General features: G+C 72.8%; 19 protein-coding genes. 4 read left to right on the plus strand and 15 right to left on the minus strand.

Going from position 1 to position 21,490, the window contains the following annotated elements; genetic code table 11:
- Window positions 1–32 precede the first annotated feature (32 nt).
- Window positions 33–443: a hypothetical protein gene (locus tag O7604_RS26485; protein ID WP_281578138.1), complete on the plus strand. Its 411-nt coding sequence runs from the start codon at window positions 33–35 to the stop codon at window positions 441–443.
- 7 nt (window positions 444–450) lie between these two features.
- The gene (locus O7604_RS26490; RefSeq protein ID WP_281578139.1) at window positions 451–1,494 is read left to right on the plus strand and encodes a polyprenyl synthetase family protein; all 1,044 of its coding nucleotides are present in this window, start codon (window positions 451–453) and stop codon (window positions 1,492–1,494) included.
- Here the strand turns inward: O7604_RS26490 and O7604_RS26495 are convergent.
- The 8 genes from O7604_RS26495 to O7604_RS26530 all read right to left on the minus strand — a co-directional run bounded on the left by O7604_RS26495 (window position 1,491) and on the right by O7604_RS26530 (window position 10,712).
- Window positions 1,491–2,462 carry an acetylxylan esterase gene (locus O7604_RS26495; RefSeq protein WP_281578140.1) on the minus strand — a complete coding sequence of 324 codons (972 nt, stop codon included), beginning with the start codon at window positions 2,460–2,462 and terminating at the stop codon, window positions 1,491–1,493. The genes O7604_RS26490 and O7604_RS26495 overlap by 4 nt on opposite strands.
- The gene (locus O7604_RS26500; protein WP_281578141.1) at window positions 2,453–3,142 is read right to left on the minus strand and encodes an N-acetylmannosamine-6-phosphate 2-epimerase; all 690 of its coding nucleotides are present in this window, start codon (window positions 3,140–3,142) and stop codon (window positions 2,453–2,455) included. Before O7604_RS26500 ends, O7604_RS26495 begins: the two co-directional genes overlap by 10 nt.
- Window positions 3,139–4,068, minus strand: a complete 930-nt coding sequence (locus tag O7604_RS26505; protein WP_281578142.1) for an ROK family protein — start codon at window positions 4,066–4,068, stop codon at window positions 3,139–3,141. The genes O7604_RS26500 and O7604_RS26505 overlap by 4 nt, the downstream gene beginning before the upstream one ends.
- Window positions 4,069–4,070: 2 nt before the next feature.
- Entirely contained in the window at window positions 4,071–5,009 is a 939-nt protein-coding gene (locus tag O7604_RS26510; protein WP_262014527.1) for a dihydrodipicolinate synthase family protein, read from the minus strand.
- Window positions 5,006–6,073 carry an ABC transporter ATP-binding protein gene (locus O7604_RS26515; protein ID WP_281578143.1) on the minus strand — a complete coding sequence of 356 codons (1,068 nt, stop codon included), beginning with the start codon at window positions 6,071–6,073 and terminating at the stop codon, window positions 5,006–5,008. The genes O7604_RS26510 and O7604_RS26515 overlap by 4 nt, the downstream gene beginning before the upstream one ends.
- Complete coding sequence (locus tag O7604_RS26520; protein WP_281578144.1) at window positions 6,070–8,028, minus strand: dipeptide/oligopeptide/nickel ABC transporter permease/ATP-binding protein; 1,959 nt, start codon at window positions 8,026–8,028, stop codon at window positions 6,070–6,072. Before O7604_RS26520 ends, O7604_RS26515 begins: the two co-directional genes overlap by 4 nt.
- Window positions 8,028–8,984, minus strand: coding sequence for an ABC transporter permease (locus tag O7604_RS26525; protein ID WP_013285836.1), 957 nt, complete (start codon window positions 8,982–8,984; stop codon window positions 8,028–8,030). Before O7604_RS26525 ends, O7604_RS26520 begins: the two co-directional genes overlap by 1 nt.
- A gap of 102 nt (window positions 8,985–9,086) precedes the next feature.
- Window positions 9,087–10,712 carry an ABC transporter substrate-binding protein gene (locus O7604_RS26530; protein WP_281578145.1) on the minus strand — a complete coding sequence of 542 codons (1,626 nt, stop codon included), beginning with the start codon at window positions 10,710–10,712 and terminating at the stop codon, window positions 9,087–9,089.
- 138 nt (window positions 10,713–10,850) lie between these two features.
- On the opposite strand from O7604_RS26530, the gene O7604_RS26535 reads away from it, so the two are divergent.
- Together O7604_RS26535 and O7604_RS26540 are read left to right on the plus strand one after the other, a co-directional pair.
- Entirely contained in the window at window positions 10,851–11,582 is a 732-nt protein-coding gene (locus tag O7604_RS26535) for a FadR/GntR family transcriptional regulator (protein ID WP_269706721.1), read from the plus strand.
- A 216-nt stretch (window positions 11,583–11,798) separates the two neighbouring features.
- A complete protein-coding gene (locus O7604_RS26540; RefSeq protein ID WP_281578146.1) occupies window positions 11,799–13,553 on the plus strand; it encodes an exo-alpha-sialidase in 1,755 nt (584 codons plus the stop codon).
- A gap of 43 nt (window positions 13,554–13,596) precedes the next feature.
- On the opposite strand, the gene O7604_RS26545 is transcribed toward O7604_RS26540, so the two are convergent.
- From O7604_RS26545 to O7604_RS26575, 7 genes are read right to left on the minus strand one after another with little or no spacing between them, the layout of a single operon-like run.
- Window positions 13,597–15,189 (minus strand): amidohydrolase, encoded by a 1,593-nt coding sequence (locus O7604_RS26545; protein ID WP_281578147.1) that lies wholly within the window; start codon window positions 15,187–15,189, stop codon window positions 13,597–13,599.
- A gap of 30 nt (window positions 15,190–15,219) precedes the next feature.
- Complete coding sequence (gene mnhG / locus O7604_RS26550; protein ID WP_269706725.1) at window positions 15,220–15,618, minus strand: monovalent cation/H(+) antiporter subunit G; 399 nt, start codon at window positions 15,616–15,618, stop codon at window positions 15,220–15,222.
- Window positions 15,615–15,878 carry a monovalent cation/H+ antiporter complex subunit F gene (locus O7604_RS26555; RefSeq protein ID WP_269706726.1) on the minus strand — a complete coding sequence of 88 codons (264 nt, stop codon included), beginning with the start codon at window positions 15,876–15,878 and terminating at the stop codon, window positions 15,615–15,617. Before O7604_RS26555 ends, mnhG begins: the two co-directional genes overlap by 4 nt.
- Window positions 15,875–16,477 carry a Na+/H+ antiporter subunit E gene (locus tag O7604_RS26560; RefSeq protein WP_281578148.1) on the minus strand — a complete coding sequence of 201 codons (603 nt, stop codon included), beginning with the start codon at window positions 16,475–16,477 and terminating at the stop codon, window positions 15,875–15,877. Before O7604_RS26560 ends, O7604_RS26555 begins: the two co-directional genes overlap by 4 nt.
- Window positions 16,474–18,045 (minus strand): Na+/H+ antiporter subunit D, encoded by a 1,572-nt coding sequence (locus O7604_RS26565; protein WP_269706728.1) that lies wholly within the window; start codon window positions 18,043–18,045, stop codon window positions 16,474–16,476. Before O7604_RS26565 ends, O7604_RS26560 begins: the two co-directional genes overlap by 4 nt.
- Entirely contained in the window at window positions 18,042–18,506 is a 465-nt protein-coding gene (locus O7604_RS26570; RefSeq protein WP_281578149.1) for a Na(+)/H(+) antiporter subunit C, read from the minus strand. The genes O7604_RS26565 and O7604_RS26570 overlap by 4 nt, the downstream gene beginning before the upstream one ends.
- On the minus strand, window positions 18,503–21,337 hold the full coding sequence (locus tag O7604_RS26575; RefSeq protein ID WP_281578150.1) for a Na+/H+ antiporter subunit A: 2,835 nt from the start codon (window positions 21,335–21,337) through the stop codon (window positions 18,503–18,505). Before O7604_RS26575 ends, O7604_RS26570 begins: the two co-directional genes overlap by 4 nt.
- Window positions 21,338–21,490: the final 153 nt, after the last annotated feature.

Below are 21,490 nucleotides of genomic sequence, written 5' to 3' on the forward strand. Positions count from 1 at the left end.
TGTGTCGTCCCTGGTCCGGTGACACTTCGCCCATGACAGACGGCAAGCGTGAGCGCGTGAACGAGCGCTTCGAGAAGGTGGCCGAGGAGACCTCGGAGACCGTGACCCACGCGGCCACGGTGCTGGAGGAGGAACTCGCGGCGGGGCTGGCCGGCGCCCGGCGGCTCGAGGAGAAGCTGACCGAGAACCGGCGCGTGGACCCGGAGGCGTTCGACGAACTCGTCGCCCGGGTCCGCACCGACGGGCACGCCCTGATCGACACCGTGGTCGGGCAGCTGAAGATGGCCGACGAACAGCGCGGTGAGGTGATCCGGCGGTACACGTCGGACGCGCACGACGCGCTGGACACCGTACTCAATCTGGCGCGGCTGGCCCCCGAGGTGGCAAACGGGCTCGCGGACCGGCTGGCGTCGCCGGCCCCGAAGCGGCCGACGGACCGGTAGCCGCGCGATGGCGCCGACCGCCGGGGTGGCCGGCGGGCACGTGGAACGGATGCTGGAGCGCTATCGCGGGCTCGCCCTCGGCGCGCTGCTCGACGACGTGCCCGACGGCGGCCCGCGATACCTCTACGACCTGGTCGCGGAGTACCCCCGGCGCTGGGGCAAAGGGCTGCGCGCCGCGCTGTGCCTGGCCACGTGCCGGGCGTTCGGCGGCGGCGACGCGGTGGGCCTCAACGCCGCCGTGACGGTGGAGCTGTTCCACAACGCCTTCCTCATCCACGACGACATCCAGGACGAGAGCGAGCAGCGGCGCGGCGGGCGGACCCTGCACGCCGAGTACGGCGTGGGCGTGGCCCTGAACGTCGGCAACATGACGAACCTGCTGGCGCTGCGGCGGCTGGCCGCGAACCGGGCGGCGCTCGGCTCCGGGATCGCCTGGCGGCTGTTCACCGAGACCGAGCTGATGATGCGCCACTCGCTGGAGGGGCAGGCGATCGAGATCGGCTGGATCCGCGACAACGTGTGCGACCTGGACGCCGACGACTACTACCGGATGTGCCTGAAGAAGACGTCCTGGTACACGTGCATCTACCCGTGCCGCACCGGCGTTCTCGTGGCGACCGGCCGGGAGAACGCGGTCGACGTGCTCGACCGGTACGGCTGGTATCTGGGTGCGGCGTTCCAGATCCAGGACGACGCGCTCAACCTCACCGGCGACTACGCCCGGTACGGCAAGGAGATCGCCGGTGACCTGTGGGAGGGCAAACGCACGCTGATCCTGATCGACTTCATGCGACGGTGCACACCGGAGGAACGCGAGCGGCTCGTGCGGTTGCTGAGCCGTACCCGCGCGGAGCGCACCGACGCCGAGGTGCGCTGGCTGCGCGGGCGGCTGCTCGCGTACGACTGCGTGGAGTCGGCGCGGCACAGCGCCCGGGATCTCGCGCTGGCGGCCCGCCGCGAGGGTGAGCGGGCGCTGGGCGCCGCCGCCGACACCGAGGACGGCCGGTTCCTGCTGGAGCTGACCGACTACGTGGTGGAACGCGCCCGCTAGCCGCCCAGGATCCCGCGTAGCCAGGTGAGCTGTTCGCGCTGGTGTGCCGCCTCGCCGCCCTCGTGGTCGTTGAACTCGTACACCCGCACGTCCTTGTCGCCGCCGTAGCGGTGGTAGGCGGCGAAGCAGGTCGACGGCGGGCAGACCTGGTCGCGCAGCGCGATCGAGAACAGCGCGGGCGCGGTGGCGCGCGGCGCGAGCACGGCGGCGTCCAGATAGGACAGGGTGCCGAACACCCGGTCGGCGCGGTCGCGGTGCAGCGCGAGATATTCCACGACCTCGGCGTACGGGCTGTCCGGGCCGGCGACGCGCACGCCCCGGCGGATGTCGCACAGGAACGGCACGTCCGGCATGACCGCGACCACGTCCGGGCACAGCGCTGCGGCGGCGAGGGCGAGGCCGCCGCCCTGGCTGAAGCCGGTCACCGCCACCCGGGCGGGGTCGACGGCCGGGTGCCGCCGGGCGGCCTCGGCGAACCGGACCGCGTCGGTGATCAGCCGCCGGTAGTAGTGCTCGGCCGGGTCGTCGACGCCACGGGTGAGGAAGCCGGGCACGGTGCCGGCCGGGTAGGGGTGCGGGTCGGGCGTGCCGCCGGTGGCGGCGCTCCAGCCCTGACCCCGGCTGTCCATGATCAGGTGCGCGAAGCCGGCCGCGGCCCAGAACAGCTTCTCGTGCGGCAGGCCGCGGCCCCGGCCGTAGCCGAGGTACTCGACCACGCAGGGCAGCGGCCCGTCGGCCCCGGCGGGCAGGTGCATCCATCCGCGTACCGGCTCGCCGCCGAAACCGGGGATCGTGGCGGCGTACGTCCGGATCTGGGTCAGCCCGGTGTCGACCGGCTCGTAGAGCGCCGGCTGCGGGTCACCGCCGCCGTCGAGCGTGCGCGCCCAGAACGCGTCCAGATCCGCCGGCACGTCCAGTTCCGGCCGGTACGCCAGGCAGCCGGCCAGGTCGAGGTCGGTCAGCGGCACGACGCGGCCTCCCGTACGGCGGAGGCGAACCAGCCGGTGATGGTGGTCGGGTGGGTGATGGCGGTGCCGACCACCACCGTCCACGCGCCCGCCCGCAGCGCCTGCGCGGCCTGCTCCGGGGTGTGGATGCGTCCCTCGGCGACCACCGGGACGTCGACCGCGGCGGCGAGCCGGGCGACCAGGTCCAGGTCCGGCCCGTCGCCCTTCCTGGTGTACGCGGTGTAGCCGGCCAGCGTGGTGCCGACCAGGTCGGCGCCCGCGGCGGCGGCGGCGATGCCCTCGTCCAGCGTGGAGCAGTCGGCCATCACCAGCGCGCCGGTGCGCTCGTGCACGGCCGCGATCGTGTCGGCGAGCGTACGGCCGTCGGGCCGGGGCCGGGACGTGCCGTCGAGCGCGACGACGTGCGCCCCGGCGTCGGCGACGGCGAGCGCGTGCTCCAGCGTGGGGGTGATGAAGACGTCGTCGTCGCCGTCCTTCCAGAGCCCGATCAGCGGCAGGTCCACCGCCGCGCGGATGGCCGCGATGTCCGCCGGCCCCTGGGCGCGGATGCCGGCGGCGCCGCCGCGTGCGGTGGCGAGCGCGACCCGGCGCATGGTGTCCGGGTCGCGCATGGGCTCACCCGGGTACGCCTGGCAGGAGACGACCAGGCGGTCACGGAGCTGGTCGACGAGCGCGTTCATGAGACCTTCCAGGCGAGCGAGGCGGCACCGAGCAGCGGCGCGTCGGGGCCGAGGGTGGAGGCGAGGACCGGCACGCCGGCCAGGGCGGGCAGCGTCTCGGCGGGCACCGCGTCACGCAGCGCCCGCCACCACGGCTCGCCGAGCCCGGTGACGCCACCGCCGATCACCACGGCGGCGGGGTCGAGCACGTTGACCAGGCCGCCGACGGCGGAGCCGACAGCCGCGCCGCCGAGCCGGACGACCTCCCGGGCCGTCTCGTCGCCGTCCGCGGCGAGCGCGGCGACGGCCCGCAGGTCGGCCACCGGCCGGCCGGTACGCCGGACGTACTCGGCGGTGAGCGCGGGCCCGGCGGCGATCGCCTCCAGGTGCCCGCGCCCGCCGCAGGTGCAGGGCAGCGTTCCGGCGTACGGGGACGGCTGGTGCCCGGCGTGCCCGGCCGCGCTGTGCGCACCGGCGAGCACCGTGTCCCCGAGGACGAACGACGCGCCGACGCCGGTGCCGACCGCGACGTAGAGCACGGTGTCGTACCCGGCCGCGACGCCGTGACGCGCCTCGCCCAGCGCGTGGGCGTGCACGTCGTTGACCACGGTGACCGGCACGCCCAGACGCCGGCCCAGGTGGCCGCGCAGGTCCGTGCCGGTCCACCCGGTCAGCACGTCGGTGGCGGACAGCACCAGGCCGGAGCCGCTGTCGATCACTCCGGCGCTACCCACACCGAGCGCCCGTACGACAGCCGGCGCGCCCGTCCGCAGCGTCTCCACCAGGCCGGCGGCGGTGTCGAGCACCGCGGCGGCCCCGGAGCGACCCGGTGTCGGCGCGGTACGCCGGCCGACGACCTCGCCGGCGGCGGTGACCAGGGCGGCGGTGGTCTTGGTGCCGCCGATGTCGAGCGCGGCGACCAGACCGGTCGTGCTCACCTCGGGCATGGTCAGAGCAGCCCGGCCAGTTCCAGCTGGGTACGCACGCGGCCCGTCTCGGCGGCGTCCAGCGGCCGCAGCGGCAGCGACACCGCGTTGCCGGCGATGACGCCGAGCAGGGACAGCGCGGTCTTGAACGCGCCGACGCCCCGGGTGGCGCCCGCCGAGGTGGCCGGGTCGGCCGCGTCGACGATGCGGAACAGCCGGGTCAGGCGGTCCTGCTCCCGGCGGGCCGCGGCCCAGTCGCCGGCCACACACGCCCGGTGCAGCCGCACGTACCCGGCCGGGTCCACGTTGCCCAGTCCCGGCACCGAGCCGGAGCCACCGGCGAGCATCATCGCGTCGACCACCACCTCGTGGCCGGTGAGCAGGCTGAAGTCGCGTTCCGGCGCGTGCTCGGCGACGGCCAGCGCCAGCTGGCGGAACGCGACGTCGTCGCCGCTGGAGTCCTTGACACCCGCCAGCACACCGTCGGCGGCGAGCCGGGTCAGCAGGTCGACGGAAAGCTTGCTGTGCACGCAGACCGGGATGTCGTACGCCAGCAGCGGAAGCTCGACCGCCGCGGCGACCGCGCGGAAGTGCCGCTCGATCTCGTGCGGGCCGACGATGGCGTAGAACGGCGCGGTGACGACCAGGCCGTCCGCGCCCAGCCGGGTGGACGCCTCGGCCCGCTCCACGACCCGGCGGGTGGTCGGTTCGATGCAGCCGGCGATGACCGGCACGGCGCCGCCGGCGGTCTTCACGATGGTCTCCAGCGCGAGGTCCCGCTGCCGGTCGGTGAGGAAGACCGTCTCGCCGGAGCTGCCGAGGGCGAAGATGCCGTCGACGCCGGCGTCGAGCAGCCACTCGACCAGCCGTTCCAGCGAGTGGACGTCGACCTCGCCCTCATCGGTCAGGGGGGTCACGGCCGGCGGCACGACTCCGGCGAACCGCGGGGCTGGGGTGGTCACAGGTTCTCCTCGACAGACTCAGTTGTGGTGCGGCCGGCCGCCGGGGTGGCGAGCGCGACCAGTTCGGTGTTCGCGGTGCCGGCGGGCACCGGGTGGTGGCACCGGAACTCGTGGCCCTCGCCCTCGGCGGGGCGCGGCGCCGGCATGTCCACGGCGCAGCCGTCGGTGGCGGCCCAGCAGCGGGTCCGGAACGGGCAGCCGCTCGGCGGCCGGGTGGCCGACGGGACCGGGCCGACCAGCGGGATGGGCTCGATCGGTGAGAGCAGGCCCGGCGTGGCCGAGAACAAGGCCCGGGTGTACGGGTGCCGGCCGCCCTCGGGCAGCAGGCCGGCCGGTGTCTGCTCGACGATGCGGCCCAGGTACATGGTGACGACCCGGTCGCTGACCCGCTTGACGGTCTGGATGTCGTGCGACACCAGCACCATGGCCAGGCCGAGCCGGTCCTTGAGGTCCAGCAGCAGGTTGAGGATCTGGGCCCGGACCGACACGTCCAGCGCGCTTGTCGGCTCGTCGGCGATGACCAGACCCGGTTCCAGGGCCAGCGCACGGGCGATGGACACCCGCTGGCGCTGGCCGCCGGAGAGCTGGCTGGGCAGCACGTCGGCGACCGAGCGGGGCAGGCCCACCAGCGACATCAGCTCGGACACCCGCTGCTCGCGCTGCTGCCGGGTGCCCCGGCGGTGCACGTCCAGCGGGTCACGCAGGATGTCGCGTACCGGCATCCGGCGGTTCAGCGAGGTGGCCGGGTCCTGGAAGATCATGCCGACGCCCGCGCCGATGTGCTCGCGCCGCTCGGCGGCGCTCATCGACCACACGTCCTTGCCGGCGAACGACACCGTGCCGGCGGTCGGCCGCTGCAGGCCGACGAGAACCTTGGCGAGCGTGGACTTGCCGCAGCCGGACTCGCCCACGATGCCGACCGTCTCACCGGCCCGGATCACCAGGTCGGCGCCGGTGAGCGCGTAGACCTTCTCCCGGCTGAACATGCCGCCGCCGCGCGCGGCGTGCACCACGTGCACGTCGCTCAGCTCGGCGATCGGCCGGTGCTCGGCGGTGGCGCTCATCGGGCCGGCTCCTTCTCGCTGACGGTGACGGCGGGGTGGTGGCAGGCGTACCCGTGGCCGTCCGTGCCCTCCAGGGCGGGCGCGGTGTCCCGGCAGATCTCGGTCGCCATCGGACAGCGGTCGGAGAACCGGCAGCCCTTCGGGAAGTCGGCGGGTGACGGCACCACACCGCGGATCTGGGTGAGCCGTTCCGCGCCGGTCTCCAGGGACAGGACGGAACCGAGCAGCCCGCGGGCGTAGTGGTGGGCGGGCGCCTCCATCACGTCGGCGGTCACGCCGGTCTCCACGATCTGGCCGCCGTACATCACCACGACCCGGTCGCAGACGTCGCTGACCAGGGCGAGGTCGTGGCTGACCAGGATGAGGGCGAAGCCGAGCCGCTCACGCAGGTCCAGCAGCAGCTTCATCACCTGGGCCTGCACCGTGACGTCGAGCGCTGTGGTCGGCTCGTCCGCGATGATCAGCTTCGGGTCGCGGGACAGCGCCATGGCGATCACCACGCGCTGCCGCTGCCCGCCGGACAGCTCGTGCGGGTACGCGGCGAGCGTGCGCCGCGGGTCCAGCCCGACCAGCCGCATGAGTTCCTCGGCCGAGCGGGTGCCGCCGCGCCGGATCATCTGGGCGAGCTGGGCGCCCACGCGCAGCGCCGGGTTCAGCGCCGACAGGGCGTCCTGGTAGACCATGGCGATCTCGCGGCCCATCAGGGCGCGGCGGCCCTTGGCGTTCAGCTTCAGCAGGTTCGTGTCCTGGAAGCGGATCTCGCCGCGTACCCGGGCGCCCTGCGGCAGCAGGCCCATCACGGCCAGGACGCTCAGCGACTTGCCGGAGCCGGACTCCCCCACCAGGCCGACGACCTCGCCGGGGCGGACGTCGAAGGAGAGCCCGTCGACGATGTCCACGCCGCGGTGGCGGCCCTCGAAACCGATCGACAGGTCGCTGACCCGAAGGACCGGCTTGCCCTGCGGCAGCGGGCGGGCGCGCTCACGCAGCCGCCGTGCCGCCTCGGCCAAGCCCGGCAGCTCGACCACCTCACCGGTGCCGGGCTTCGCCTGCTCCAGCGCGTCACCGCTGGTGGTGGACGTGGCGCGGCGCGCCGCCGGGGCGGCCCAGGCGTCGGACATGCCCTCGGAGAGCACGTTGAGCGCCAGCACGGTGAGCAGGATCAGCAGGCCGGGGAAGAAGGTGGCCCACCAGCCGCCGATCTGCACCATCTCCTTGCCGAACGCGATCACCGAGCCCCACGAGGAGGCCGCCTCCTGCGGGGCGAGGCCGCCGCCGATGAAGGACAGCGACGCCTCGAACACGATCGCGTCGGCGACCATGACGGTGACGAAGACGAGGATCGGCGCGGCGCAGTTGCGCAGGACGTGCCGCCAGAGGATGTGCGGTCGCCGGGCGCCGATGATCCGCTCGGCGGCCACGTAGTCCTCGCCGTACTGGGACAGCACGTTGGCGCGGACGATGCGCGCGACCGACGGGGTGAACACGAAGCCGATCGCGATGACGAGGACCAGCAGGCTGTTCTTGCCGAACGAGATGATCAGCAGCGCGGAGAGCACGATCGTGGGGAAGGCCATGACCACGTCGAGGCAGCGCATGATGATCTCGTCGACGACGGTGCGGCTGCTGCCGGCGATCGCGCCGAGGATCGCGCCGAGCACCAGCGCGATGCCGGCCGCGCCGAAGCCGACGATCAGGGAGCGGCGGGTGCCGGCGACCAGCCGGGAGAACACGTCGCGGCCGAGCTTGTCCAGGCCGAACCAGAAGTCGCCGTTCGGGCCGGTCAGCGCCGGACCGAGCCCGGTCTGGGTGGGGTCGTGGCGCAGCAGCAGCGGGGCCAGCACGCCGACCACGACGATGAGCGCGACGAAGCCGAGCGCGAACCGGGCCGCGAGACCGAGACGGGCGAAGGCCATGCCGGGGCGGGACAGCCGGGTGGTGAGGGACCGGCGCATCAGTGGCCTCCGCGCAGTCGGGGGTTGGCGAAGAGGTAGAGGATGTCGACGACCAGGTTCACCAGCACGAAGCAGAGCGCGATGGTCAGCACGGTGCCCTGGGCGAGCGCGGTGTCGTTCTGCTGCACCGCGCTCATGATCTGGGTGCCCATGCCGGGCAGCGAGAAGATGGCCTCGATGACGACGGTGCCGCCGATGAGGTAGCCGATCCGCAGGCCCAGCGCGGTGAGCGGGTTGACCAGGGCGTTGCGCAGCACGTTGCGGCCGATCACCACGCGCGGCGGCAGGCCGGCGCCGATCGCGGTGCGGACGTAGTCCTTGTCGAGTTCCTCGACCATGGACGTCCGGACGATGCGGGCCAGCGAGCAGCCGACCGGTACGGCCAGCGCCAGGGCGGGCATGGCCAGCGACTGCAACCACAGGCCGACCGAGTCGGCGGGGTTGACGTAGCCGCCGGTCGGGAAGATCGGGCGGCGGACCGAGAACTCCTGGATGAACAGCAGGGCCAGCCAGAACGAGGGCGTGGCGATGCCGGCCATGGAGACGATCCGGATGACCTGGTCGGGCCAGCGGTCCCGGTACAGGGCGGCCGGGATGCCGAGGGCCAGCGCGATGACGAGCGCGCCGACGACGCCGAGCGCGGTGAGCTGGATGGTCAGCGGCAGCGCCATGGCGATCTTCTCGGCGACCGGTACCGACGGCGGGAACGTCATGCCGAGGTCGCCGCGGACGAGGTCGCCGAGGAAGTGCAGGTAGCGCAGCGGCAGCGGGTCGTTGAGGCCGTTGGCGGCACGGAACGCCTCGACCTGCGCCGGCGTGGCCTGGTCACCGAGGACGGACAACGCCGGGTCGATCGGGGAGAACTGCATGATCACGAAGACGAAGAGCGTGATGCCCAGCACCAGGGGGATCAGCGTCAGGAATCGTCGTGCGACCAGGTTCAGGACGGTCAGCATGGATTCTCTTTCTCGTGGCGGGGGCGCCGGGACGCCCGCCCGGCCGCACGGGTCACGTGGGCCGGGCGGGACGTCTGCGGGGCCGGAACCCCGCGCGTGGGCTCAGCCGGTTCGGCCGGTGCCCAGGAAGTACAGGCCGGTGGTGGAGGCGCCGGAGAAGCCGTCCACCTTGGCCGGGTCGTACGCGGTGACGACCTTGGTGTGCAGGATCGGGTACAGCGGCACCTGGTCCGCCGCCATGTCCAGGGCCTGCTTCCACAGCTCCTTGCGGGCCGCCTCGTCGGAGGTCTGCGCGGCCTTGTCCAGCAGGTCGCCCATGGCCTTGCGGTCGGCGTCGCTCCAGCGGTAACGCTGGCCCGGCCAGGTCTCGCCGAAGTAGTACCAGCGCATCAGCAGGTCGGTGTCGACGCCGAAGACGCTCGGGTCACCGGTGGCCATGAGCACCCGGAAGGTGTCCTTGGGAACGATGTCGCCGTAGATGGCCGAGGACGGCACGGTGTTGAGCGTGGCGGTGACGCCGATCTTCTTCCACTGCTCGATGACCAGCGGGGCGACGTCCTTGACCACCGAGCTGTCGGTGGTGTCGAGCCGGAACGACAGGTTGGTGACGCCGGCCTCCTGGAGCAGGGCCTTGGCCTTGTCCGGGTTGTAGTCGTAGACCGTGGCGGCCTTCTGGTACGCCTTGTTGCCCTCGTCGAGGTAGCTGGTCGCCGGGCTGCCGTAGCCGTTGAGCGCGGTCTTGATGACCGCCTCCTTGTCGATGGCGTAGTGCAGGGCCTGGCGCACCCGCTTGTCGCTGAACGGCGCGGCGGCGTTGTTGAACATGAGGAAGACCTGGTTGAAGGCCTGCTTCACGTCGATCGTGTACTTGTCCTTGAGCGAGTCGACGTTCAGGTACGGCACGGCCTCGATGGCCTGCACCCGGCCGCCCTGCAGGTCCGACACGCGGGCCGACGCCTCGGTGGTGGTGTTCCACGTCATCGTCTCGACCCTGGCGGCGCGCGGGCCGTTGTAGTTCGCGTTCTTGCTCAGCTTGATGCCGGATTCCTTGGACGCGCTGTCCACCTTGAACGGGCCGGACCCGATCGGGGCGGTGTCGAACGCCTTGGCCGCGGCCGCGTCACCCGTCTTGGCCTTGGGGACGACCTTGATCACCGAGATGCGCTCGCTGAACAGGGCGAACGGGTACTTCAGCGTGAACTCGACGGTGGTGGCGTCCTTGGCGGTGACGGTGTCGAGGAACGACACGAAGCCCTGCATCAGCGGCGGCGCCTTCGGGTCCGCGGGCTTGAGCACCCGGGTGAAGGACCACGCCACGTCCTCGGCGGTGACCGGGGTGCCGTCGGAGAACTTCGCCCCGTCGCGCAGCGTCACGGTGTAGGTCCGGCCGTCGGCCCCGGGGGTCGGGTCGCTCTTGGCCAGGGCGTTGTAGGGTTCCCGCGTGATCGGGTCGAGGTCGACGAGGCCCTCGAAGACGTGCTGGTTGACCGCGGTCGCCACGGCCGAGGAGGCGTTGCTGGGATCGAAACCACTGGAGAGCGTGAACGCCAGCGTGGCCTCGATCGACGTGCCCCCCTTCCCGTTACCCACGGCGTTCGTCGAGGCGGGGCCACCGCTGCAGGCGGCCAGCGCGACCGCGAGGCCGCCCGCGAGGGAGGCGACGGCCAGGGAGCGGACGCGGCCTCGCAGGGCGCGCCGACTCCCGGACGGCTTACCGGTGGTGCTCACGTAGCTGCCTCCATAGGCTCTTCATGCGCTCGCGTGACCGCTCGCGCTCGGGGATGTGAAGCATAAGGTGTATGACGTCTGACGTCTGATGCCGGTAGGGTGAGAGTGACAGATTCGGGAACGAAGGGCAAGGGCCAGATGACGACCATTGACGCCAGTCCGCTACGCGGCGCCGAGCGGCCCAGCCCTCGCCGGCAGGAGGTCGCCACCAGGATCAAGGAGTACATCCTGCGCAACCGCCTCAAGCCGGGAAACCTCCTGCCCACCGAGACCGAGCTGTGCGAGGCCGTCGGCGCCAGCCGCTCCAGCGTCCGCGAGGCCGTCAAGATCCTCTCCGCGCTCGACATCGTCGAGGTGCGCCACGGCCACGGCACGTTCGTCGGCCGCATGTCCCTCAACGCCCTGGTGGAGAGCCTGACGTTCCGCGGCCTGCTCAGCGGCGAGGACGACCACCACGTCCTGGCCCAGGTCGTCGACATCCGGCAGACGCTGGAACAGGGCCTGGCCGCCACCGTCATCGAGGCGCTGGACGAGCGGCACCGGTCCGAGCTGTCCGCCCTCGCCGACGAGATGCACAGCCGGGCCGCCCGGGGCGAGGACTTCCTCGACGTCGACCGGGCCTTCCACCTGAAGCTGATGGAACCCCTCGGCAACGACCTGCTGGTTCAGCTGACCGAGGCGTTCTGGCAGGTGCAGGCGATCGTCGCGCCCACCCTGCGCACCGAACCGGAGGACCGGGTCATCACCGCCCAGCGGCACCAGGCGATCGTCTCCGCCCTCACGGCGGGCGACGCGGCGGCGCTGCGCTCGGCCATCGCCGAGCACTACGCGCCGATCCGGGCGAGCATCGCCCGCGCCGCGCAGCCCTGATCCGCCGTACGCCGGGACCTGTCGTTCGAACCTGGTCGAAGGTCCCGTACGCCGATCGGCCGCCACACCAGGGCCGAGCGCTCACGAACCGGACGGGACGTCGACGGGAACCGATCCTTGACGGGCAAGGGTGAACCCGCCTAGCGTGCAGACATCGGACATCTGACGTCAGATAGGCGGTCCGATTCCCCCTCCCCCGTCCCCGGAAGGAACCACGTGTCCGCTCGCCGCGCCATACCGCGCCGTGCAACCGTCCTCGCGGCGGCCGCCCTCACCCTGCTCTCCGTCCTGCCCGCCACCGCCGCCCAGGCCGCCGCCCCCGCCGGCGTGACCGCCACCGTCGGCGCCGACTGCACCGCCGGCCGGCTGCTGCTCGACCTCGACAACCGCAGCACCACGACGCAGACCTACACCGTCACCTGGCCGGGTCGCTCCGGGTCGCCGTGGACCCGCACGGTCGCCGCCGGTGGCAACGCCGAGCTGTACTGGACGCTGTCCCCCGGCACGCCGTACACGCTGCGCACCACGACCCCGACCGGCCTGGACGAGACCACCAGCGGCATCTTCCACTGCGGCACCGGCATGTCCGCGCTGGCCGGCTTCGACTGCACGAACGGCCGCCTCCAGCTCGCCCTGGAGAACCGCACCACGACGGCCCGGGACTTCACCGTCACCTGGCCCGGACGCACCGGTTCACCGTGGACCCGCACGATCGCCGCCGGCGGCAACTTCCTGCACTACTGGACCGTCGGCGCCGGCGTCCCGTACACGCTGCGGGTCACCGCGCCGGGCTTCGACACCACGCTGCGCGGCACCACCTCCTGCGACCTGGGTGCCGGCAACCCGCAGCTCGCCACCACCACGCTGCTGACCACGCAGACCGTGATCCGCGGCCTCAACGGCGGGAACGGCCGCTACGACGGCACCGTCGCCTCGGTCCGCATCCCCGGCCTGGCCGTCACCAACAGCGGCACCGTCATCGCCGTGGCCGACGCCCGGGTCAACGGCTCGTACGACCTCGGCGGTGGCACCAACAACATCCAGATCGTGATGATCCGCAGCACCGACGGCGGGCGCACCTTCGAGCAGCCGCGCGTCATCCACGCCCCGCCCACCACCAGCGAGGGCGTCGGCGACCCCAGCCTCCTCGTGGACCGCGCCACCGGCGTCGTCTACTGCTTCTTCACCTACTCCCCCCGGCCCGGCATCAGCTTCTGGTCCGGCGGCTCCGGCCTGAACACCGCCGACGATCCGAACAGCATGCACCTGCGCTACATCACCAGCCGGGACAACGGCGCCACCTGGAGCGCCCCGGTGGAGCTGAACCCGGCCGTCAAGGACCCCACCTGGCGGCAGGTGTTCTTCTCCTCCGGCCACGGCATCCAGACCAGCACCGGCCGCCTGATCCAGCCGATCGCCTACCGGGACTCCGCGGGCACCAGCCACGCCGCGAACATCTACAGCGACGACCACGGCGCGACGTGGCGGCGCGGCGGATCCGCCGGCGGGAACATCAACGAGAGCAAGGCGATCGAGCGCGGCACCGGCGCGGTGGTCCAGAACATGCGGCACAACTCGACCCGCAGCCGCTTCTCCGCCACGTCCACCGACGGCGCCGCCACGTTCGGCCCGGCGACGGCGAGCACCGTGCTGACCGACCCGCTCTGCAACGCCGACGAGATGTCCTACCTGCGGCCCGCCGAGGTCGGCGCGAACCGGGCGCCGGTACGCACCCGCACGGCGCTGTTCAGCAACAACGCGCACCCGACCACGCGCAACGACCTCACCGTCCGGCTGTCCACGGACGACGGTGCGACCTGGCCGGCGCGGGCGCTGGTCAAGCCCGGCGCCGCCGGTTACTCGACGATGGCGGTGCTGGCCGACGGCACTGTCGGCAACCTGTACGAGGTGGGCGACACCGGCGGCATCTACTTCGCCCGGTTCGGCCTGGACTGGGTCAAGGGCGCCTGAGAGCCGTGTCCCGCCCGGACAGCGGCGTCCGGGCGGGACACGGTCAGCGCTGCCAGCGCACCACGCCACCGACCACGGTCAGCGCCACGGTCAGATCCCGCAGCTCCGCCGCGTCGACCCGGTACGGGTCGGTGGGCAGCGCGATGAAGTCGGCGAGCATGCCGGGGCGCAGCCGGCCCTTCAGGTGCTCCTCGTAGGAGGCGTACGCGCCCGCCTCGGTGAAGCAGCGCAACGCCGTGTCCAGGTCGAGCCGCTCGTGCGGGTCGACGCCGCCGGGCGGGGTGCCGTCGGGCTGCTGGCGGGTCACCGCGGCGTGGATGCCGAAGAACGGATCGGGGTCCTCCACCGGGGCGTCCGACCCGAACGCCACGACAGCCCCGGCGTCGAGCAGGCTGCGCCAGGCGTACGAGGCGAGCCCGCGGCAAGCGAGCATCCGGGTGGTCAGCGGCATGTCGCTGGTGCAGTGGGTGGGCTGCATCGAGGCGATCACGCCGTTGCGGGCGAGCAGCGGCACGTCGTCCGGCAGCAGGTGCTGGGTGTGCTCGATCCGGTGCCGCAGCCGCGCCACCGCGCCGGGCTCCGCCGACTCGCGCCGGCGCGCGTACGCCCGCAGCACCATCCGGTTCGCCGCGTCGCCGATGGCGTGCGCGGCCACCGCGATCCCGGCCCCGGCGGCGGTCGCCACCAGCCGCTCGAACTCCTCCGCCGGGGTGACAGCGATGCCGTGGTTGCCGGGCTCGCCGTCGTACGGCTCGGTCATCAGGCAGGTGTGTGAGCCGAGCGCGCCGTCGGTGAAGATCTTCACCGGGCCGGTGCTCAGCCAGCGGTCCCCGTCCCCGGTGGCCCAGCCGGCGTCGATCGCCTCGTCCAGGGCCGTGGCGGGGATCGTCTTGTGCACCCGCAGCGGCAGCTCGCCCCGGGCGTACAGCGTCTCGTAGGCGGCGCGGGCGTCCTGCCCGTCGAGGTCGTGGATGCTGGTCAGGCCGGCGGCGAGCAGCCGGGGCAGGTGCGCGCGCAGCTGGGCCACCAGGTCACCGGCGTGCGGGGAGCGCACCACCGCGTACGCCGCGTCGGCCGCCGCCTCGCGCAGGATGCCGGTCGGCTCGCCGTTTTCGTCCCGCGCGATCTGCCCGCCGGGCGGGTCGGGGCTGGCGGCGTCGATGCCCAGGCGGGCCAGGGCGGCGGTGTTCACCCAGATGGTGTGGCCGTCGACGCTGGGCAGCGCCGCCGGCCGGTCCGGGCAGACCCGGTCCAGGTCGGTACGGGTCGGCTGCACCGGCCGGGCCCATTTGTTGCTGTCCCACCCGCCGCCGAACAGCCAGGCGTCCGGCGGCAGCGTGGCGGCGTGCCGCGCGATCCGGGTCAGCGCCTCGTCGAGGCTCGCCGTGCCGCGCAGGTCCACCTGGTCGAGCCCGCGCACGTAGGACGCGGCGTGGATGTGACTGTCGATCAGGCCGGGCAGCACGGCCATTGCGCCGAGGTCGACCCGGCGGGCGCCGCTGCCGGCCCGGTCCCGGCACTCGGCGAGGTCACCGACGGCGACGATCCGCTCGCCGCGGACCAGCATCGCCTCGGCGTACGGGCGGGCCGGGTCGAGGGTGTGGACGCGGGCGTTCTCGTAGACCGTGTCGCTCATGGGCTCCCCCTGCTCCGGCGCTCGCGATCGTCAGGACGTGTGGACCGGCGACGACTCCTTCGGCTCACCGGCCCGGTCCGCGCGGATCCGGTCGATGTGGTCGGCCAGCTCGTCGGTGATCAGCAGGTCCCGCCGGATGTCGTCGTGCGGGTACGCGGTCCGGCCGACCATGTGCGCCGCCACCGGGGCGGTGGCGAGCTGGAACAGACCCACCAGGACCAGCGTGGTGATGTCCACCCCGGTACGCAGCCGCAACGCGCAGCCGAGCAGCACCAGCAGCAGCCCGAGCACCTGCGGCTTGGCCGCGGCGTGCATCCGCGACAGCACGTCCGGGAAGCGGACCAGCGCGATGCCGGCGGCGAGGCAGAGCAGCGCGCCCGCGATCAGGCAGACACCGGCGACGGTGTCCAGGACCATGTCGAGGCTCATTTCGGGTTCCTCCGCGCGGCGAAGCGGGCGACGCTCACCGAGCCGATGAACCCGACCAGGGCGAGGACCACGAGCACCGGCAGCGCGGTGGCGTCCCGGCTGTAGGCCGCCTCGGTCGCGATGGCCGCGACCGCCACGGCGAGCAGCACGTCGGTCGCGACGGCCCGGTCGAGGATCGACGGGCCGCGGATGATGCGGACCAGGGTGAGCCCACCGGCCGCGACGAGCAACACGGTGACGATCACGGCGACGACTGTCACGTCGGTGCTCCTTCCAGGTCGACCGACCCGGACGGGCCGGTGGGTGCGGATCGACGGACCAGCTCCAGCTCCTCGGGCGAGCCGACGGCGGCCACGATGCGCTGCTCCAGCTCCAGCACGCCCTGGCGGAAGCGCTCCACCTCGTCGAGGCTGCGGATGCCGATGACGTGCACGTAGAGCGTGCCCGTGCTCCGGTCGGCCTCCACGATCAGACTGCCCGGCACCAGCGACAGGGCCTCGGCGTTGAGGGTCAGGTTGAGGTCGGTGTTCACCCGCAACGGCACCCCGATGATCGCCGACTGCGGGTGGTTGGACCGCACGGCCAGCCACGCGATCTGCGCGGACGCCACGACCAGGTCCCGCAGGAAGCGGGCCAGGAACCTCAGCAGCGGCACCGGCCGGATCCGGCCGGCGAACGTCACCGGTGGCAGCGGGAACACCACAAGCAGCACCGCGGCGACGACCAGGCCGCTCATCACGTTCGCCCAACTGAAGGTGCCCCACAGCAGCACCCAGACGGTGACCAGGCCGGTCACGGCGATGGCCCGGTTGCGCCAGCGGTCACGGGCGGTCAGCGGCGCTTTCGGCTGACTGGTCACGGCGGTCCCTCCGGGAACACGGCCTCCACGTACGGGGCACGGCGCAACAGGTCGTCGGCGGCGTCGGTGCTGATGTCGAACAGTGGCCCGGCCACCACCGTCAGCGCCAGACCGAGCACCACCAGCGCGGCGGTCGGCACGGTCATCAGTCGCGGCAGCACGGCACCGGCCAGGGAGGCGCCCTCGTGCGGCTGCTCCGCGCCCTCGGTCCGGGACGCCCGGTCGGCGTCGTCCGGCCCCGGCATGTCCGGGTGCGGGGCCCGCCAGAACGCCAGGTTCCACACCCGGGCGATGGCGTAGAGGGTGAGCAGGCTGGTCAGCAGGCCACCGGCGACGAGCGCCCAGGCCAGGAACCCGCCGTCGTCCACGCCGGCCTGCACGAGACCGAGCTTGCCGAGGAACCCGGAGAACGGTGGAATGCCGGCCAGGTTGAGGGCGGGTATGAAGAACAGCAGCGCCAGGAGCGGCGACAGCCGGGCCAGCCCGCCGAGGCGGTCCAGCGCGGTGCTGCCCCCACGGCGTTCGACCAGGCCAGCGGCGAGGAACAGCGTGGTCTGGATGGTGATGTGGTGCACCACGTAGAAGATCGCCGCGGACAGGCCGAGCGGGGTGGTCAGGCCGACCCCGAACAGCATGTAGCCGATGTGACTGACCAGCGTGAACGACAGCAGCCGTTTGATGTCCGACTGGGCCACCGCGCCGAGGATGCCCACCACCATGGTCAGCGCCGCTATCACCATGAGCAGGTCGGCGGTGCGGCCGCCGGGGAACAGCAGCGTCTCGGTACGGATGATCGCGTACACGCCGACCTTGGTGAGCAGGCCGGCGAAGACGGCGGTGACCGGTGCGGGCGCGGTCGGGTAGCTGTCCGGCAGCCACGCCGACAGCGGGAACACCGCCGCCTTGATCCCGAACGCGAGCAGCAGCATGCCCTGGAGCACCAGGCGGATGTCGTCGGGCAGCGCGTCCAGCCGGTCGGCGAGCTGCGCCAGGTTCAGCGTGCCGGTGGCGGAGTAGACCAGGCCGATCGCGACCAGGAAGATCAGCGACGACAGCAGGCTGACCACGACGTACGTGGTGCCGGCCCGGATCCGCGTCTCCGTGCTGCCCAGCGTCAGCAGCACGTAGCTGGCCACCAGCAGGATCTCGAAGCCGACGTAGAGATTGAACAGGTCGCCGGAGAGGAACGCGTTGCACACGCCGGCGGTCAGCACGAGGTAGGTCGGGTGGTAGACCGACAGCGGCGTCTCCTCGTTGCCGTCGGCCATGCCCTGCCCGATGGAGTAGACGAGCACGCACAGGGTGACCGAGGCGGACACCACGAGCATCAGCGCGGCGAGCTGGTCGGCGACGAGCACGATGCCCATCGGCGCGACCCAGCCGCCCACCTCCACGACCAGCGGGCCGTCCAGCGACGAGCGGACCAGCAGCATCGCGGCGACCGCGACGGTGGCGGCGAGCACCACGATGCTGACCCACCGCTGGATGCGGGCCCGCCGGGCGAGCAGCAGGGTGAGGGCGGCGCCGAGCAGTGGCATCACCACCGGCAGCGGAACGAGCCAGGTCATCGGCCCCCCTCCGCCTCGGCGGTGGCCAGGACCCGGGCCTCGGGACTGCCGTCGGCGACGTCGGCGTCGGCGTCGGCGGTGCCGGGCCCCTCGTCCCGGTCGGCCAGCTCCATGATGCGGCGGTCCTCGACGTCGTCCTGCACCTCGTCGTGGCCGTTGAGGTGCCAGCTCCGGTAGGCCAGAGCGAGCAGGAAGGCGGTCATGCCGAGCGTGATGACGATCGCGGTCAGCACCATCGCCTGGGGCAGCGGGTCGGACATGTCCTCCTCGGCGGAGGTGCCGACGATCGGCGGGCCGCCGGCCCGGCCGCCGGTGAGCAGCAGCAGGTTCGCGCCGTTGCCGAGCAGGATGACCCCCATCAGGACGCGGGTGAGGCTGCGTTCCAGCAGCAGCGTGACCCCGGTGGCGAACAGGACGCCGATCACCAGGATGTAGACCAGGTTGGGGATGTTCGGGCTCACACCAGCTCCTCTTCCCGTACGCCGGCCGGTTCGTTCTGCTGCTCGTCGTCCTCCTCCTGGCGGTCCATCTCGGCGCCCAGGCTGCGCAGGATGTCCAGCACCAGGCCGACCACGATGAGGAACACGCCGACGTCGAAGAACACCGACGTGACGAAGTGGACGTGGCCCAGCAGCGGCAGGTGGAAGTCGAGCGTCGCGCTCTGCAGGAACTCGCCGCCCAGCAGCATCGCGACGACGCCGGTGCCGACCGCGACGAACAGTCCCGCGCCGAGCACCAGGCCGGCGTCCACCGGCGCGGCGCCGTTGAGTTCGGTACGCCCGCCCGCCAGGTATCGCACCGCGAGGCCGAGGCCGGCGACCAGCCCGGCGGCGAACCCGCCACCCGGCGCGTTGTGGCCGGAGAAGAGCAGGTAGATGGCGAACAGCAGGATGGCGTGGAAGAGCAGCCGGGTGACGACCTGGAGGATCACCGACTGCTGCCGGGAGGTCGCGCCGGTGGTGAGCCAGCGCGGGCGCGACGACTGCTGCCGGCCGGCGCCGGGGATGCCGCTGCGCAGGTCCAGCGCGCGGGTGCGGCGGAAGATCAGGCTGGCCACGCCGGTGGCGGCCACCACCAGCACCGCGATCTCGCCCATCGTGTCCCAGGCACGGATGTCGACGAGCGTCACGTTGACCACGTTCTTGCCGCCGCCGTAGGACACCGCCTCGTCCGGGAAGCCGACCGAGATCGGGACGGCCGTCCGGCTGCCCGCCGCCACGTACGCCATGCCGGCGGTGACCAGGCCGACGGCCACGCCGAGCGCGACCCGGAACCGCCGGGTGGCGCGGATCGGGCGGGCCGAGAACCGGCGCGGCAGGCGGCGCAGCACCAGCACGAACATCACGATCGTGACGGTCTCCACCAGGAACTGGGTGAGGGCCAGGTCCGGCGCGCCGTGCAGGATGAACAGCAGCGCCGTGCCGTAGCCGGTCACCCCGACCAGGATCATCGCGGTGAGCCGGCGGCGGGCGCGGGCGGCCACCAGCGCGGCGACGACGACCACCGCGCCCGCGACGGCCTGCAACGGCGTGTCCCACATCTGGAACCGCTGCGCCCAGGGCGCGCCGGCCAGCAGCGCGCCGCCCGGCATGATCACCAGCACCAGCAGGATCACGCCGAGGTAGAACGGCAGGGAGCCGCGCTGGGTGGCGCCGGTGAGCTCCACCGCCGCGCGGTCGACGGCGCCGGCCAGCCGGTCGTACCCGGAGGCGCCGTCGAAGGGCAGCCGTGGCAGGTAGGGACGGCGGCGGTGCAGCAGCAGGAACAGCCCGAGCCCGGAGGCCACCGCCAGCGCCGACAGGCCCAGCGCCGGGGTCAGGCCGTGCCAGAGCGCCAGGTGGTAGCCGGGGTCGGCGGTCGGGAACTGGTCGGCGTACGGCGCCAGCACCCGGTCCACCGCCGGGGCGAGGACGCCGACCGCGAGGCCGGCCAGGGCGAGCACCGCCGGGGGGCCGATGAACGCCGGCTCGATCCGGTGCGGCCGGGTCTCCGCCACGCCGGGCTTGGCGGCGAAGGCGCCCCACAGGAACCGCGCGGTGTACGCGACGGTCAGCGCCGAGCCGGCCACCACGCCGGCGAGCACCACCAGTTCGACGGTGCCGCCGTGCAGGAACGCCTCGAGCGCGGCCTCCTTGGCCACGAAGCCGATGAGCGGCGGCAGGCCCGCCATGGACGCGGCGGCGAGCCCGGCGACGGCCGCCAGCACGGGCGCGCGCCGGCCCAGGCCGCTGAGCTCGCGCAGGTCGCGGGTGCCGGTGACGTGGTCGACGACGCCGACGACGAGGAACAGTGTGGCTTTGAACAGGGCGTGTGCCAGCAGCATCGCGGCGCCGGCCAGGGCGGTGTCGCGGGTGCCCGCGCCGAGGATCACCATGAGCAGGCCGAGCTGGCTGACGGTGCCGTACGCCAGCAGCAGCTTGAGGTCGACCTGACGCAGCGCCGTCCAGCCGCCGAGGAACAGGGTGATCAGGCCGCCGCCGACCAGAATGGCGCGCCACACGGTGGCCTGGCCGACGGCCGGGCCCATCAGCGCGGCCAGGAACACGCCCGCTTTGACCATGGCGGCGGCGTGCAGGTAGGCGCTGACCGGTGTGGGCGCGGCCATGGCCCGCGGCAGCCAGAAGCTGAAGGGGAAGATCGCCGACTTGCTGGTCACGCCGAGCAGGACGAGCACCAGCGCGACGGTGAGGTAGCCGCCCTCGGGCAGATTTCCGGCGATCTCCGACCATCGGTACGAGCCGGCGTGCTGGCCCAGCATCACGAATCCGGCGAGCATCGCCAGGCCGCCCAGCGTGGTCACCAGCAGCGCCTGCATCGCGGCCCGCCGGCTGTCCCGCTTGGTGGGATCGCTGCCGATCAGCAGGTACGAGAAGACCGTGGTCAGTTCCCAGAACACGTAGAGCAGCAGCAGGTCGTCGGAGACCACCAGGCCGAGCATCGCGCCGGCGAACGCGACGAACACCGCGGCGAAGCGGCCGAGGCTGGGATCGTCGGAGTCGAAGTAGCGCGCGCTGTAGACCAGCACGAGAGCGCCGACGCCGCCGACGAGCAGCACCAGCAGCCAGGACAGCGTGCCCATCCGCAGTGCGAGGTCCAGCCCGAGCTGCGGCACCCAGGTGACCGTCTCCACCACCGGCCGGCCCGAGCGGACCGTCTCGGTCCGGGTCAGCGCCCAGACCAGCGCCGCCGCCGGGACGGCGGCCAGCAGGTAGAGCGCACGTCTACCCAGGAGGCGTACCAGCACGGGGGCGGTCACGGCTGCGAACGCATGGACCGCCACCAGAACCAGCACACACACTCCTCAAGATCGACCTGCGGTACGTCAACCCTAACCGGCGAGGCCGCGGGACGGTATGTCGAGAGAATCACGCGAACGTGTCGTGTCAGCTCCGCTGTGTTTCGGGTAAGGAGTGAGATTTGGTCTGCCCGGTACACCGTTCGGCCT

This window comes from Micromonospora sp. WMMA1947 (assembly GCF_027497355.1).
GTDB lineage: Bacteria > Actinomycetota > Actinomycetes > Mycobacteriales > Micromonosporaceae > Micromonospora.

Bases quoted from the DNA above. Each gene is read 5' to 3' on its own strand.
- O7604_RS26485 (WP_281578138.1), top strand. From the start codon at position 33: ATGACAGACGGCAAGCGTGAGCGCGTGAACGAGCGCTTCGAGAAGGTG.
- O7604_RS26490 (WP_281578139.1), top strand. From the start codon at position 451: ATGGCGCCGACCGCCGGGGTGGCCGGCGGGCACGTGGAACGGATGCTG.
- O7604_RS26500 (WP_281578141.1), bottom strand. From the start codon at position 3,142: ATGAACGCGCTCGTCGACCAGCTCCGTGACCGCCTGGTCGTCTCCTGC.
- O7604_RS26505 (WP_281578142.1), bottom strand. From the start codon at position 4,068: ATGCCCGAGGTGAGCACGACCGGTCTGGTCGCCGCGCTCGACATCGGC.
- O7604_RS26515 (WP_281578143.1), bottom strand. From the start codon at position 6,073: ATGAGCGCCACCGCCGAGCACCGGCCGATCGCCGAGCTGAGCGACGTG.
- O7604_RS26520 (WP_281578144.1), bottom strand. From the start codon at position 8,028: ATGCGCCGGTCCCTCACCACCCGGCTGTCCCGCCCCGGCATGGCCTTC.
- O7604_RS26525 (WP_013285836.1), bottom strand. From the start codon at position 8,984: ATGCTGACCGTCCTGAACCTGGTCGCACGACGATTCCTGACGCTGATC.
- O7604_RS26535 (WP_269706721.1), top strand. From the start codon at position 10,851: ATGACGACCATTGACGCCAGTCCGCTACGCGGCGCCGAGCGGCCCAGC.
- O7604_RS26545 (WP_281578147.1), bottom strand. From the start codon at position 15,189: ATGAGCGACACGGTCTACGAGAACGCCCGCGTCCACACCCTCGACCCG.
- mnhG (WP_269706725.1), bottom strand. From the start codon at position 15,618: ATGAGCCTCGACATGGTCCTGGACACCGTCGCCGGTGTCTGCCTGATC.
- O7604_RS26565 (WP_269706728.1), bottom strand. From the start codon at position 18,045: ATGACCTGGCTCGTTCCGCTGCCGGTGGTGATGCCACTGCTCGGCGCC.